Origin of the sequence: Azospirillum halopraeferens DSM 3675 (assembly GCF_000429625.1) — a bacterium.
In the GTDB taxonomy this organism is placed as follows: domain Bacteria; phylum Pseudomonadota; class Alphaproteobacteria; order Azospirillales; family Azospirillaceae; genus Azospirillum; species Azospirillum halopraeferens.
Window position 1 is genome coordinate 134,827 of the sequence record NZ_KE386928.1, and the last position, 13,161, is coordinate 147,987.

Consider the following 13,161-nt stretch of genomic DNA (forward strand, 5'->3'; position numbering starts at 1 on the left):
CCCTATTCCGCCGCGGCGCGGGCTTGCGTGCCGTCCAGCAGGCTGGAGCCGGTCATCTCCGCCGGCTTGGGCAGCCCCATCAGGTCCAGGATGGTGGGCGCCACGTCGGCCAGGCGGCCGCTGCGGATGCGCGCACCGGCCGGGCCGTTGATCAGCACCAGCGGCACCTTGTCCAGGGTGTGGGCGGTGTGCGGCCCGCCGGTCTCCGGGTCCTTCATCATCTCGCAGTTGCCGTGATCGGCGGTCAGCAGGATGGTGCCGCCCTGCCGGCGCACCGCCTCCTCCAGCCGGGCGACGCAGCGGTCGACCGTCTCCACCGCCTTGATGGCGGCGTCCAGCTTGCCGCTGTGTCCGACCATGTCGGGGTTGGCGTAGTTGATGACCACCAGATCATAGGTGCCGCCGTCGACGGCGGCGACCACCTTGTCGGTGACCTCGGCCGCCGACATCTCCGGCTGCAGGTCGTAGGTCGCGACCTTGGGCGAGGGCACGAGGATGCGATCCTCGCCCGGATACTGCCGCTCCTCGCCACCGTTGAAGAAGAAGGTGACGTGCGGATACTTCTCGGTCTCTGCGATGCGCAACTGCGTCAGCCCGGCCTCGGACACCACTTCGCCCAGCACCCTGGTGAGAGATTTCGGCGGAAAGATGGTCGACATGCGCGCCGCCAGGTCGGCGGAATACTCGACCATGCCGGTGACCGAGGCGAGTGCGGGCGGCGTGCCGCGGTCGAAGCCGGCGAAGTCGGCGTCGACGAAAGCGGCCAGGATCTCCCGGGCGCGGTCGGCGCGGAAGTTGGCCATCAACACGGCGTCGCCATCCTTCATGCCCCGGTAGCCGTTGATGACGGTGGGCAGGATGAACTCGTCATGGGTGCCGGCGGCGTAGCTCCGGTCGATGGCGGCGATGGGGTCGGCGGCCCGCTCTCCCTCGCCATGGGCGATGGCGGCGTAGGCGCGGGCGACGCGATCCCACCGCTTGTCGCGGTCCATGGCGTAATAGCGGCCGATGACCGTGGCGACGGACACGCCGGCCAGCTCGTGCACGTCGGCCATGAACTCGGCCACCTGGTCGCGCGCCGACTGCGGCGGAACGTCGCGCCCGTCGGTGAAGGCGTGCACCTCGACCGGAATGCCCTCGCGCGCCAGGACGGCGGCCAGCGCCGCCATATGGTCCTGGTGGGAATGGACGCCGCCGGGTGACAGCAGCCCCATCAGGTGGCAACGCCCGCCGGTGCGGTGCAGCGTCGCGATCAGGTCGCCGACGGCCTTGTTGCGCTCCAGTTCGCCCTCGACGATGGCGTGGTCGATCATGACCAGATCCTGCATGACCACGCGGCCGGCACCCAGGTTCATGTGGCCGACTTCGGAGTTGCCCATCTGCCCCTTGGGCAGCCCGACCTCCTCCTCGCTGGCCTCCAGGAAGGCGTGCGGCTCGTTGCCCCACAGCCGGTCGAAGGTGGGGGTGTCGGCCAGGGCGACGGCGTTGTCCGCACGCTCCTCCCGGTAGCCCCAGCCGTCCAGGACGCACAGAACGACAGGGCGGGGACGATGGGTCTCGGTCATCGCGGGTCCTTTCTCCGAGGCGGGTTGGCTGGCACGGTCAGGGGGCGCCGCTGCGGGTTGTTCTCATTGCGGCGCGGACGCGGCGGAACGCTCCTCCCCCTTGGCGGGGAAGGAGCGCCGCTTTCCTGCATGGCAAACGTAGTGACCGACCCGCACAGCGTCAATTCAAGCCCGGTCCCGGCACCCGCCCGGGCGGCCGGCGCAGGCGGCATGGGTGGCGAGCGATGAGCGCAGGGCTGAACGCCGTTACTGAAGATTGCGCAGCATCTCTTCGAAATTGCGGCTGAAGCCGTTCAGCGGGAAGTCGATGTCGCGCCGGCCGGCGCGCAGGAAGTTGACGCGCACCAGCACCGTCGAGCCGTTGCGGAACTGATCGACGATGCGGCCGGATACGAAGTTGGGGAACATGCACATGTTGATGGTGGCGATGTGCGTTTCGATGCGCGGCTGCCGGTCGACGCGGATGGCGCAGTTTTCGATCAGTCCCTGGCTGGTGGTCAGGAACAGGTGGTAGTCGTTGCCCGTGGGGATGACGCTGAGCCCGACGAACCCGACCTCGCCCCCTTCATCGAACAGACGGTAGTTCAGCAGGCGGCACGTCTTGGCGTCCGTCATCCGGTCGATTTCGCAGGAGTTCGTCCACGCCCCCTCGGGCCCGAACTCGGCGCTGGATTTCGACAGGTCGACGGCGCGGGCGGGCGCCGGCGCAAGCGCCGGCAACAGTCCGGCAAGCATCGTCACAACAAGCATCCAGCGCATCGTTCGGGTCCTTATGCAGTCCGTTCGGGCTGTTCCCGCCCGCATGATATCGTCCGAACGGATAGGCGCAAGCATAGTGTTGCCGGAAAAACGCCCGGGAGTGCCCAACTTTTTAGCAAAATCTGCATGCGGAACAGGAATTTATCGACGAGGGGCGGATGCGGCGTCGGATGACGGTCACAGCGCTGCGTCGGTTCGGCAACAGTGGTGCCGGCGACGGGGTGTCGCGGAACGGGCGGCGTGTGCGAACGGTAATCAATCGCGCTTGACAGGGCCGGCGTTGGCGGCCAAGGTGCCGCGTGCGAACCGCTCGCATTTGCATGTGAACCAATAAATCCGGGAGACTTGCGGGATGTTCAAGGGAACGCGCGGCTGGATGACCGCCACGTTCGGTGCCGTGCTGCTGACGGCCGGCGCCGCCGGTGCCGCGGAGGTGAACGTATACTCCGCGCGGCACTACGACGTGGACAAGACGCTCTACGAGACGTTCGAAAAGAACACCGGGATCAAGGTCAACCTGATCGAAGGCAAGGACGACGAGCTGATCGAGCGCATCCGCAGCGAGGCCGCCAACAGCCCTGCCGACGTGCTGATCACCGTCGACGCCGGCCGCCTGTGGCGCGCCCAGGAGGCGGGAATTCTCCAGCCGATCCGGTCGGAGGCGCTGGAGAAGGCGATCCCGGCCCACCTGCGGGAGCCCGAGGGCCACTGGTTCGGCCTGTCCAAGCGCGCCCGCGTGCTGGTCTACAACAAGGATGCGGTGGAGCCGGCCAAGCTGAAGAGCTATGAGGACCTGGCCGCGCCGGAGTGGAAGGGGCGGGTACTGGTGCGTTCCTCCACCAACGTCTACAACCAGTCGCTGGCCGGCGCCATGCTCGCCGCCCACGGTCCGGAAAAGACCGAGGAGTGGGCCAGGGGCGTGGTCGAGAACATGGCGCGCAAGCCGCAGGGCGGCGACACCGATCAGATCAAGGGCGTGGCCGCCGGCGAGGGCGACGTCGCCGTCTCCAACACCTACTATTTCGGCCGTCTCGCCGCTTCGCAGAAGCCGGAGGACCAGGCGATCGTGAGCAAGCTGGGGATCATCTTCCCCAACCAGGGTGATCGCGGCACCCACGTCAACGTGTCCGGTGCCGGCGTCGCGAAGAACGCGCCGAACAAGGACGCGGCGGTGAAGTTCCTGGAGTATCTGGCCACCCCGGCCGCCCAGAAGGTCTTCGCCGAGGGCAACTACGAGTACCCGGCGGTGCCCGGCGTCGAGGTCCATCCCATCGTGGCCGGCTGGGGCCCGTTCAAGGAGGACGAGCTGAACGCCGCCGTGTACGGCAAGAACAACGCCGAGGCGTTGAAGGTCATGGACCGCGCCGGCTGGAAGTAAGCCACCGGACGGCACGGTTCATCCAGGGGGCGCGCCCGGCGGAGGGCGCGCCCTTTTTTGCGTCGGCGGTCCGCTCCGGTGTCAGAACCGGCCGGCGCGGAAGTCGTCGTAGGCCTGCAGAACCTCCTCGCGCGTGTTCATCACCACGGGGCCGCCCCACGCCACCGGCTCGCCGATGGGGCGGCCGGACAGCAGCAGGACACGGGCGCCGCCCGGCCCGGCGGTCAGGGCGGCGTGGTCGCCGGCACCGCCCAGCACGGCCGCGCTCAACGCCGTCACCGGCGTTCCGGCCACGTCGGCGGAGCCCTCGTAGACCACCACCACGGCGTTGTGATCCTCCGGCACCGGCTCGGCGAAGGCGGCGCCCGGCGGCAGCACCACGTCGACGTAGCGCGCGTCGGTCGCCTCGGCGCGGATCGGCCCGCTGGTGCCCGCCGCCGTGCGCCCGGCGATGACCTTGACGGTGACGCCGCCGTCCCGCGTCTCCACCGGGATGGTCGGCGCGGGGAACTCCTGGTAGGCGGGCTCGCACATTTTCAGCCGTGCCGGCAGGTTGATCCAGAGCTGGAAACCGTGCATCAGCCCTTCGGTCTGCTCCGGCATCTCGGAATGCAGGATGCCGCGCCCGGCGGTCATCCATTGCACGCCGCCGGTCTCGATGACGCCGGAATGGCCGCGGTTGTCGGCGTGGCGCATGCGCCCGGCCAGCATGTAGGTGACCGTCTCGAAGCCGCGATGGGGATGCTCCGGAAAGCCCGCGATGTAGGCGCCGGGATCGTCGGAGCCGAAGAAGTCGAGCATCAGGAAGGGATCGAGCATGCGCAGCCGCTGCGTGCCGATCAGCCGGATCAGACTGACGCCGGCGCCGTCCGAGGTGGCCATGCCCTCCGCGACGTCGAGCACGGGGCGGGGGGCTGAGAGGGTGGCCTGCGCGGTGGTCATGGGAACGCTCCGGGTCGGGGGGACTGATGGCAGAGGTAATCGTTCCCACCGGGAAGCGATAGCCACCGGGGCCGCGCCAATGCGTTGCCCGTCCCGCAACAATCCCCGCCGCGTCCTCCTCGTCCCCCGTCAGCCCGCCTGCCCCGGCCGGGTGCGGCGGATGGAGCGGCTGAGCAGCATCACCGGTACGATGCCCACCGCCACAATGGCCAGGGCCGGCATCGCCGCCTCCGCCAGCCGTTCGTCGGAGGCCAGCGTGTAAGCGCGCACGGCCAGCGTGTCGAAGTTGAAGGGCCGCACGATCATGGTGGCCGGCAGTTCCTTCATGACGTCCACGAACACCAGCAGCGCCGCGGTCAGCAGGCTGCCGGTCATGATCGGTGCGTGCACCCGCACCAGCGTGCGCCCGGCGGACTGGCCCAGCACCCGCGACGCGTGGTCCATGGTGGGGCGGATCTTGCCCAGGCTCGCCTCCACGGTGTTGAGGGACACCGCCAGGAAACGGACGAGGTAGGCGAACAGCACCGCCGCGATGGTGCCGCTCAGCACCAGGCCGGTGGACACCCCGAAGTTGGCGCGCATGAACGCGTCCACCGCATTGTCCAATCGGGCGAAGGGGATGAGGACACCGACCGCGATCACGGACCCCGGCACGGCGTACCCCATGGCGGCGACGCGCACCGCCCCCTTCAGCAGCGGCGACGGGTGCAGCCGCTGCCCATAGGCCAGCACCAGGGCGAGCATCACCGCCAGAAGGGCCGCCAGGGCCGCCAGAGTGAAGCTGTTGACCGCCAGGTCCAGGAAGGTGTCGCGCAGCCGGGCGTCGCCGACGCGGACCGCCATGTCCAGCAGGATGGCGGCCGGCACCGCGAAGCCCAGCAGCAGCGGCGTCGCGCAGGCGGCCAGCGCCGCCCCGGCCCGCCAGCCGGTCAGCCGATGGGTCGGCAGGGTGCGGTAGCGCGTGGTGGTATGGTGATAGCGGGCCTGCCGGCGCGACCAGCGCTCCAGCACGATCAGCACCAGCACGAACAGCATCAGCGTCGCCGCGAGCTGGGCAGCCGCCACCGGGTTGCCCATGGCGAACCAGGTGCGGTAGATGCCGGTGGTGAAGGTGTTCACGGCGAAGTACTGCACCGTCCCGAAGTCGGCCAGCACCTCCATCAGCGCCAGGGCCAGGCCGGCGACGATGGCCGGACGGGCCAGCGGCAGGGCGACGGTGAAGAAGCTGCGCCAGGGGCCGCGGCCCAGGGTGCGGCTGACCTCCAGCACGCACACCGACTGCTCCAGGAACGCGGCTCGGGACAGCAGGTACACGTACGGGTACAGCACCAGCGTCATCAGTACCGCCGCCCCTTCCACCGTGCGGATGTCGGGAAACCAGTAGTCGCGGCGGGTCCAGCCGAAGGTGTCGCGCAGGGCCGTCTGCACCGGGCCGACGAACTGCAGCAGGTCGGTGTAGGTGTACGCCATCACGTACGCCGGCACCGCCATGGGCAGCAGCAGCGCCCATTCCAGCGTGCGGCTGCCGGGGAAGCGGCACATGGTGACCAACCACGCCGTGCCGACCCCGATGACCAGCGTGCCCAGCCCGACTCCGGTCACCAGGCGCAGGGTGTTGGCCACATACTCCCACAGCACGGTCTCGGCCAGATGGCCCCACACGCCGTCGCTGGGCACGAAGACGCGGCTGGTCACCACCAGGACGGGCAGGGCCACCAGGATGGCGATGATCAGGGTGACCGCCGTCCAGGCGCTGGGCAGCAGGCGGCGCACGGAGCCGCCGGCGGACGGGCGGGACGGGTTCAGGGTGTCGGTGGTCAACGCGGTGTTCCCGGGAATAGCCCCAATGGTGCCATGGCATTGTGGCACAGTCTGCAAATAAGTCGCAATGACGAGGATGCGCGGTGCGGTGGATGCACCGAGTCGTGCCGTGTTGCATCGCCCGGGTTGCTTCGTCATCTCCACCGTCCGTGACCCCGGACATGCGGGGTGTCTTGAACCATGGATGAACCGACAGGGAGAGAGAGCAATGACTCCGGAGCAGATCGATGCCGTGCAGGCCAGTTTCCGGCAGGTGGCGGCGGTGCGGGAGGATGCGGCGGCACAATTCTATGACCGGCTGTTTACCCTGGACCCCGGCCTGCGCCCGCTGTTCAAGGGCGACATGGCCGAACAGCAGCGCAAGCTGATGGCCACCCTCGGTCTGGCGGTGGGATCCCTGAAGGCGCCCGAGGCGCTGGCCGGGCCCCTGCGGGAGCTGGGGGCGCGCCACCGTGACTATGGCGTGCAGGACGAGCATTACGCCACCGTCGCCGAGGCGCTTCTGTGGACGCTGGAGCGCAACCTGGGTCCGGCGTTCACCGACGACGTGCGGGGCGCCTGGGTCGCCCTGTACGGCATGGTGGCCGAGGGAATGCGCCGGACCTGACCGGCGCAGGTCCATTCCGCCGGTTCCGGCCGGCGGAATGGCGCCGCCTGCGGTGTCCTTCCCTATGGCGCAGGCGGATGGAGCGTGCTACCAAGCCCGATCCCTGCCGTAGCCCGCCCCATCCGTTTCCGCTTCCTAGGCCATGCAGACGTTCCTGGAATTCGAAAAGCCGATTGCCGAACTGGAAGGCAAGATCGAGGAGCTGCGTCACCTGACCGACGCCGGCGACATCAACATCGCCGACGAGGTGGGCAAGCTCGAGGCCAAGGTCGACAAGCTGCTGCGGCAGACTTACGCCAAGCTGACGCCGGCGCAGAAGGTGCAGGTGGCCCGCCACCCCAACCGGCCGCACTGCCTGGACTATGTCGGCGCCCTCATCACCGACTTCACGCCGCTGGCGGGCGACCGCCACTTTGCCGAGGATCAGGCGGTCGTCGGCGGGCTGGGCCGCTTCCGCGGCCGCTCCGTGGTGGTGATCGGCCAGGAGAAGGGCAACGACACCGAGTCGCGCGTGCGCCACAACTTCGGCATGGCCAAGCCCGAGGGCTACCGCAAGGCGCAGCGCCTGATGCAGCTCGCCGACCGATTCGGCCTGCCGGTGCTGACGCTGGTGGACACCGCCGGCGCCTATCCCGGTGTCGGCGCCGAGGAGCGCGGCCAGGCCGAGGCCATCGCCAAGAGCATCGAGTGCTGCCTGCGCCTGTCGGTGCCCATGGTGGCCACGGTGATCGGCGAGGGCGGGTCGGGCGGTGCCATCGCCATCGCCGCCGCCGACCGGGTGCTGATGCTGGAGCACGCCATCTATTCGGTGATCTCGCCCGAAGGCTGCGCGTCGATCCTGTGGCGCAGCTCCGACATGGCGGGGGAGGCGGCCATCGCGCTGCGCCTCACCAGCCAGGACCTGAAGGAGCTGGGCGTCATCGACGGCGTGGTGAGCGAACCCATCGGCGGCGCCCACCGCGCCCCGGCGGAGACGTTCACGGCGCTGGGCGATGCCATCGAGGAGTCGCTGCGCGAACTGGACGGACTCGACGGTGCGGCCCTGCGCGCGGCGCGCCGGGCGAAGTTCCTGGAGATGGGCCAGAAGGGGCTGGGCTGAGCCATGGCGGCGCCCGATCGCCGCCGTCTGCTGCCCCTGGCCGCCGCCGTCAACCTGACGGCCGTGGCGGTCACCGTCGCTCTCATGGTGCTGCTGACGCCGCCGCCCGGCGGCGCGGCACCGGCCGATCCCCTTGCGCTGGCGGCGCGCCTGTCCCTCTGGCCGGCGGCGGTGCTGTTCGCCATGATCGGCGGCGTCATCGTCGCCCGCGCCCTCGCCCGCGCGCTCAACCCCCTGGACGATCCGGAAAGCCGGCTTCAGCGTGTGGCCCAGCGGGTGCTGTCCAACACGGTCGAACAGACGCTGGTCTTCCTGCCGGCCCTGTGGGCGCTGGTGGTGTTGCTGCCGCCCGACCGGCTGGGCATGGCCGGCGTGTTCACCGGCCTGTTCGTGGCCGGGCGCCTGCTGTTCTGGGTTGGCTACCACATCCATCCCTTCGCCCGTGCTCCCGGCATGGCGATGACCATGACCGTCAACCTGGTGACGGTCGCCCGGGCGGCGTGGCTGGCCGTGGGATGACGCGGCCCTAAAGCCAGCCGCGCCAGCGGAACACGGTCAGCGGCACCACGGCGGACAGCACCATGGTGAGCAGGGCCAGCGGATAGCCCCAGACCTCGTGCTCTCCGGGGAAGTCGGGGAAGTTCATGCCGTAGATGCTGGCGACCAGGGTCGGCGGGAACAGCGCCACCGACAGGACGCTGACGATCTTGATGATCTCCGTCTGCTGGGCGCCGATCTGGCCGAGCGAGGTGTCCAGCAGCAGCTTCACCTTGCCCGACAGGAAATGCGCGTACTCGTCCAGGCCGAAGGCGTCCATCCGCGCGCCGCGCGCCCAGCGGCGCGTCTTCTTGCCGACCGGCGCCTCGCCGCGGGCCAGCAGGTCCAGCAGCCGTTCCAGGGCCGACAGGCTCTCATGGGCCTTGGCGAAGAGGTGGCCCGCCTGGCCCAGGCGCTTCAGCATGGCGCCGGCGTCGGCGGCCGGGCCGGTGCGGCGGAAGGCGTCGCGGCCCAGCAAATCGAGATCGGCGGCGGTGCGGCGCAGGACGGTGGCGGTGCGCTCCAGGATGCCGTCGATCAGCAGCCCCAGCACCGACGCGGCGTCGGCGTCGGGCAGGCCGCTGCGGGAAGCGCGGCGGCGCAGGGTGAGGAAGGCCTGCGGGTCGATGTGGTGCAGCGTGACCAACCGACGCCCGGCCAGGACGAAGGCGACCGGGGCCAGGCGCGGGGTGTCGGTGTCGGTCCACACCAGGGCCGGCACGGTGGCGTGCAGAGCGCCCGACACCTGGCGCAGGCGACTCGATTCCTCGATTTCCGCCAACTGCTCGCGGGTGGGCAGGCGCAGGCCAAGCAGGGCCTCGGTGCGGGCGACCTCATCGGGGGTGGGGTTCAGCAGGTCCAGCCAGACCGCGCCGTCGGGCAGCGGCTCCGGTCCGGTGTCGGCACCGCGGGCCCAGCGCACGGTGCCGCCGTCGCTGACGAAGACGTGCAGCATCGCGCCGGGCTCAGGTGATCCGGCCGATGCGGCGCGGCTTCAGGGGGTGCGTCGTGTCGGTCGGCGCGGGCGCCGGCGGCGTGCCGCTGCCCTCCTCCGGCACCAGGGCGGGGGAGGCGCCCTCCGCGCGCAGCGCCGTCTCCAGCTTGCGGCGGAAGGCGCCGTCGTCGTCGCGGGTGTCGAGGAAGCGGGCCACCGCCTCGCGCGCGGTGTCGCGGTCGAAGGGCACCTTGCCGAAGGCGGCCAGCCGCGCCCGGTTCAGCAGCTTGGGGTCCAGGCTGCTGCGGATCTCGGCCATCTTGCGCAGCAGATCCTTGCGCAGGTCGGTCATGGGCCCGTCTCCCCGCCCGTGTGCGGTCTACTCGCGCCCGATCAGGGTGCCGGCGCCGCCTTCGGTGAAGATCTCCAGCAGCAGCGCGTGCGGCACCCGGCCGTCGAGGATGACGGCGGCGTCCACCCCCTGCTCGACCGCATCGATGCAGGTCTCGATCTTGGGGATCATGCCGCCCGACGCGGTGCCGTCGGCGATGCGGCGCCGCGCCTCGTCCAGGGTCAGGCGGGGGATCAGGGTCTTGTCCTTGTCCAGCACGCCGGCCACGTCGGTCAGCAGGAAGAAGCGCGTCGCCCCCAGGGCCGAAGCGATGGCGCCGGCGGCGGTGTCGGCGTTGATGTTGTAGGTCTCGCCCTGGCGGTCGACGCCGACCGGGGCGATGACGGGGATGATGTCCGCCTCGGCCAGGCTTTCCAGGATCGACGGGTTCACCTGGTGGGGCTCGCCGACGAAGCCCAGATCCAGCACCTTCTCGATGTTGCTGTCGGGGTCGCGCTGGGTGCGGCGCACCTTGCGGGCGATCAGGAGCTGGCCGTCCTTGCCCGACAGGCCGACGGCGCGGCCGCCCGCCTGGTTGATGGCGGAGACGATCTGCTTGTTGATGGAGCCGGCCAGCACCATCTCGACCACCTCCACCGTCTCCTTGTCGGTGACGCGCAGGCCGTCGATGAACGAACTCTTGATCTTCAGGCGTTCCAGCATCTGGCCGATCTGCGGGCCGCCGCCGTGCACCACCACCGGGTTGATGCCCACCTGCTTCAGCAGCACGATGTCGCGCGCGAACAGCTCCGCCAGGGAATCGTCACCCATGGCGTGGCCGCCGTACTTGATGACGAAGGTGCGGCCGGCGTAGCGGCGCATGTAGGGGAGCGCTTCGGACAGGGTGCGGGCTTTCGCCAGCCACTCTTCACGGTCGGTCATCGGTGCGGGCGGCCAATCGTCGGGGTGGACATGTCGTCGGACTCTTATCGGAACCCGGCCCCCCTGCCTAGGGGGCTTTTTCGGCACGCGCGCACCGCCGGCGGGGAACCCGGATGCCCGCCGGCGGTTCCCATCCCGCACACCGCGCGTTCACCAACCGGGAGCCGAGCCATGGACGACCGCGAGTCCCCTTCCAACCTGGACCGGGCGAAGGAGCTTTACGATTCGCCCGACCGCCGCGAGGTCGAGGAGGCCAACAAGAAGATCAAGGAGGAGAGCGGCAAGCCGCGCACCCCCCTGCTGCCCGGCGAGAAGAACAACCCGCCGGACTGATCCTCAGCCGTCGCGCCCCGCCGGCCGCCCCGCCGGCCGCCCGGCCAGCAGCGTCAGCGGCCGGGTGAGCGCGGTGGTGGCCAGCGCCATCAGCACCAGGGCCGAGAAGCCGGCGGGCGCCAGCACGCCGGCGTCCAGCAGGATGGTCAGGACGACCACCTCCATCAGCCCCTTGCACGACATCAGCGCGCCCAGGCGCCAGGCGTCGGCGCGGCTCTCGCCCGCCAGCAGGGCGGGCAGGGCGGTGCCGGCGATCTTGCCGGCCAGCGCGGTCGCCGTGGCCAGGGCGAACACCACCCACGGACCGCCGGCACCGAGATCGAGCGTCACCCGCAGCCCGGTGAGGGTGAAGAAGAACGGCAGCAACACCAGCGTCGCCACCGTGTCCAGCCGCTGGCGCAGGGCCGCCGCGGGGGCCTTGGGCATGATCGTGCCGGCGACGAAGGCGCCCAGCACGTAGTGCAGGCCGATCGCCTCGGTCACCGCCGCCGACACCAGCAGAACGGCGCAGGCGGTCATCACCGCCTCCTCCCCCGGGTGGCCGCCGGGGGCCAGCCGGGCCATCAGCCACTCCAGGAGCGGCCGCACCACGAACACCATCGCCGCGCCGTAGGCGACGCCGAGGACGGCCACCACCGCCACGCCGCCGAACCCGGCCCCGCGCCCCGACGCCCAGGCCAGCACCGCCGTCACCAGCAGCCACAGCGCCGCGTCGTTCACCGCGGCGTAGCTGAGGGCGAGCCGGCCCACCCGCTGCTCCAGCAGCCCCATCTCGCGCAGGATGGCGCCCAGCACGGGCAGGGCGGTGACGCCGATGGCCACGCCGAAGCCGGCGGCGAACAGCAGCGGCGTGGCGGCCGGTCCGGCCATGGCGGGGATCCGGTCCACCACCGCCAGCCCGACGACGGCGCCCAGCAGTGTGGGCACCGCCAGGCTGCTGAGGCCCACGGCCACCAGGGCGCCCGGCCGCTCGCGGAACTCGGTGGTGTCCACGTGCAGGCCGGTGAGGAAAGCGAAGAAGATGACGGCCAGCCAGGCCAGGCCCGACAGGGGCGCCAGCGCGTCGGGGGCGAACAGCACCGCCCACGCCTGCGGCGCCACGGCACCGAGGATCGAGGGACCCAGCGCGATCCCGAACAGGATCTGCACCACCACCATGGGAACGATCCGCCGCAGGCCGGCCAGCCGCCACAGCAGGAAGGGGGCGACGATCAGCAGCGTCGCCTGCGCGAGGAACAGGAGGGCCGGCGTCACGCGTCGGCGAGCGTCGCCAGGGCGGCGCGCAATTCGGGAATGCCCTCGCCCTTCTCCGAACTGGTGACGTGCACCTCCGGGAAGGCGGCGGGGTGCTTCTTCAGGTCTGCGGCGGTGCGGGCGCGCACGGCGTCCAGCTCCGCCGGCTTCACCTTGTCGGCCTTGGTCAGAACGACCTGGTACGGCACCGCCGCCTGGTCGAGCATGGTCATGATCTCGTGGTCGTTGGGCTTCAGCCCGTGGCGGCTGTCGATCAGAACACAGGCCCGGCGCAGCGTTACCCGCCCCTTGAGGAAGCGGCGGACCATGTCGGTCCACGCCTCCACCTTCTCCTTCGATTCCTTGGCGTAGCCGTAGCCGGGCATGTCCACCAGCCGCAGCCGGCCGCCCAGATCGAAGAAATTGAGCTGCTGCGTGCGCCCCGGCGTGTTGGAGGTGCGCGCCAGCGTCTTGCGGCCGGTCAGGGCGTTGATCAGGCTGGACTTGCCGACGTTGGACCGGCCGGCGAAGGCGACCTCGGGCAGGGAGGCGTCGGGAATCTGGTCGAGGGTCGCCGCGCCCCACACGAAGTCGCAGGGCCGGGCGAACAGCAGCCGCCCCGCTTCGATCTCGGCCTCGCCGAGGCCCCCGGTCAGGGTGGGCGGTTTGGTCATGGACGA

14 protein-coding genes are annotated in these 13,161 nt (G+C 70.5%); 5 read left to right on the top strand and 9 right to left on the bottom strand.

The features are described 5' to 3' along the window. Positions 1 to 2: 2 nt before the first annotated feature. Complete coding sequence (gene gpmI / locus G472_RS0128075; RefSeq protein ID WP_029011049.1) at positions 3 to 1,565, bottom strand: 2,3-bisphosphoglycerate-independent phosphoglycerate mutase; 1,563 nt, start codon at positions 1,563 to 1,565, stop codon at positions 3 to 5. Between the two features lie 246 nt (positions 1,566 to 1,811). Next, positions 1,812 to 2,300 (bottom strand): invasion associated locus B family protein, encoded by a 489-nt coding sequence (locus G472_RS0128080; protein ID WP_245593619.1) that lies wholly within the window; start codon positions 2,298 to 2,300, stop codon positions 1,812 to 1,814. Between the two features lie 376 nt (positions 2,301 to 2,676). Between G472_RS0128080 and G472_RS0128085 the strand changes: the two genes are divergently transcribed. Beyond that, positions 2,677 to 3,702 carry a Fe(3+) ABC transporter substrate-binding protein gene (locus G472_RS0128085; RefSeq protein ID WP_029011051.1) on the top strand — a complete coding sequence of 342 codons (1,026 nt, stop codon included), beginning with the start codon at positions 2,677 to 2,679 and terminating at the stop codon, positions 3,700 to 3,702. Positions 3,703 to 3,783: 81 nt separating this feature from the next. Here the strand turns inward: G472_RS0128085 and G472_RS0128090 are convergent, their stop codons facing one another. Then, positions 3,784 to 4,644: a pirin family protein gene (locus tag G472_RS0128090; protein WP_029011052.1), complete on the bottom strand. Its 861-nt coding sequence runs from the start codon at positions 4,642 to 4,644 to the stop codon at positions 3,784 to 3,786. 129 nt (positions 4,645 to 4,773) lie between these two features. Then, positions 4,774 to 6,465 carry an ABC transporter permease gene (locus G472_RS36135; protein ID WP_084536955.1) on the bottom strand — a complete coding sequence of 564 codons (1,692 nt, stop codon included), beginning with the start codon at positions 6,463 to 6,465 and terminating at the stop codon, positions 4,774 to 4,776. 208 nt (positions 6,466 to 6,673) lie between these two features. Between G472_RS36135 and G472_RS0128100 the strand changes: the two genes are divergently transcribed. The 3 genes from G472_RS0128100 (at position 6,674) to G472_RS0128110 (ending at position 8,690) form a co-directional block, all read left to right on the top strand. Then, positions 6,674 to 7,072, top strand: coding sequence for a globin family protein (locus G472_RS0128100; RefSeq protein WP_029011053.1), 399 nt, complete (start codon positions 6,674 to 6,676; stop codon positions 7,070 to 7,072). A gap of 142 nt (positions 7,073 to 7,214) precedes the next feature. Then, a complete protein-coding gene (locus G472_RS0128105; RefSeq protein ID WP_029011054.1) occupies positions 7,215 to 8,171 on the top strand; it encodes an acetyl-CoA carboxylase carboxyltransferase subunit alpha in 957 nt (318 codons plus the stop codon). 3 nt (positions 8,172 to 8,174) lie between these two features. Then, entirely contained in the window at positions 8,175 to 8,690 is a 516-nt protein-coding gene (locus G472_RS0128110; RefSeq protein WP_029011055.1) for an MAPEG family protein, read from the top strand. Between the two features lie 7 nt (positions 8,691 to 8,697). Here the strand turns inward: G472_RS0128110 and G472_RS0128115 are convergent, their stop codons facing one another. From G472_RS0128115 to argB, 3 genes are read right to left on the bottom strand one after another with little or no spacing between them, the layout of a single operon-like run. After that, complete coding sequence (locus tag G472_RS0128115; RefSeq protein ID WP_029011056.1) at positions 8,698 to 9,663, bottom strand: CorA family divalent cation transporter; 966 nt, start codon at positions 9,661 to 9,663, stop codon at positions 8,698 to 8,700. A gap of 10 nt (positions 9,664 to 9,673) precedes the next feature. Then, positions 9,674 to 9,994, bottom strand: a complete 321-nt coding sequence (locus G472_RS0128120) for a hypothetical protein (RefSeq protein ID WP_029011057.1) — start codon at positions 9,992 to 9,994, stop codon at positions 9,674 to 9,676. Between the two features lie 27 nt (positions 9,995 to 10,021). Then, positions 10,022 to 10,915, bottom strand: coding sequence for an acetylglutamate kinase (argB, locus tag G472_RS0128125; protein WP_029011058.1), 894 nt, complete (start codon positions 10,913 to 10,915; stop codon positions 10,022 to 10,024). Between the two features lie 171 nt (positions 10,916 to 11,086). Between argB and G472_RS39220 the strand changes: the two genes are divergently transcribed. Then, the gene (locus tag G472_RS39220) at positions 11,087 to 11,248 is read left to right on the top strand and encodes a hypothetical protein (protein WP_156927286.1); all 162 of its coding nucleotides are present in this window, start codon (positions 11,087 to 11,089) and stop codon (positions 11,246 to 11,248) included. A 3-nt stretch (positions 11,249 to 11,251) separates the two neighbouring features. Here G472_RS39220 and G472_RS0128135 read toward each other — a convergent pair whose 3' ends face one another. Together G472_RS0128135 and yihA are read right to left on the bottom strand one after the other, a co-directional pair. Beyond that, positions 11,252 to 12,502, bottom strand: coding sequence for a cation:proton antiporter domain-containing protein (locus G472_RS0128135; RefSeq protein WP_029011059.1), 1,251 nt, complete (start codon positions 12,500 to 12,502; stop codon positions 11,252 to 11,254). Beyond that, positions 12,499 to 13,155 carry a ribosome biogenesis GTP-binding protein YihA/YsxC gene (yihA, locus tag G472_RS0128140; RefSeq protein WP_029011060.1) on the bottom strand — a complete coding sequence of 219 codons (657 nt, stop codon included), beginning with the start codon at positions 13,153 to 13,155 and terminating at the stop codon, positions 12,499 to 12,501. The genes G472_RS0128135 and yihA overlap by 4 nt, the downstream gene beginning before the upstream one ends. Positions 13,156 to 13,161 lie beyond the last annotated feature (6 nt).

Coding starts and splice junctions, on each gene's coding strand:
- gpmI (WP_029011049.1), bottom strand. CDS start 1,565: ATGACCGAGACCCATCGTCCCCGCCCTGTCGTTCTGTGCGTCCTGGAC.
- G472_RS0128080 (WP_245593619.1), bottom strand. CDS start 2,300: ATGCTTGCCGGACTGTTGCCGGCGCTTGCGCCGGCGCCCGCCCGCGCC.
- G472_RS0128085 (WP_029011051.1), top strand. CDS start 2,677: ATGTTCAAGGGAACGCGCGGCTGGATGACCGCCACGTTCGGTGCCGTG.
- G472_RS0128090 (WP_029011052.1), bottom strand. CDS start 4,644: ATGACCACCGCGCAGGCCACCCTCTCAGCCCCCCGCCCCGTGCTCGAC.
- G472_RS0128100 (WP_029011053.1), top strand. CDS start 6,674: ATGACTCCGGAGCAGATCGATGCCGTGCAGGCCAGTTTCCGGCAGGTG.
- G472_RS0128105 (WP_029011054.1), top strand. CDS start 7,215: ATGCAGACGTTCCTGGAATTCGAAAAGCCGATTGCCGAACTGGAAGGC.
- G472_RS0128110 (WP_029011055.1), top strand. CDS start 8,175: ATGGCGGCGCCCGATCGCCGCCGTCTGCTGCCCCTGGCCGCCGCCGTC.
- G472_RS0128115 (WP_029011056.1), bottom strand. CDS start 9,663: ATGCTGCACGTCTTCGTCAGCGACGGCGGCACCGTGCGCTGGGCCCGC.
- G472_RS0128120 (WP_029011057.1), bottom strand. CDS start 9,994: ATGACCGACCTGCGCAAGGATCTGCTGCGCAAGATGGCCGAGATCCGC.
- argB (WP_029011058.1), bottom strand. CDS start 10,915: ATGACCGACCGTGAAGAGTGGCTGGCGAAAGCCCGCACCCTGTCCGAA.
- G472_RS39220 (WP_156927286.1), top strand. CDS start 11,087: ATGGACGACCGCGAGTCCCCTTCCAACCTGGACCGGGCGAAGGAGCTT.
- yihA (WP_029011060.1), bottom strand. CDS start 13,155: ATGACCAAACCGCCCACCCTGACCGGGGGCCTCGGCGAGGCCGAGATC.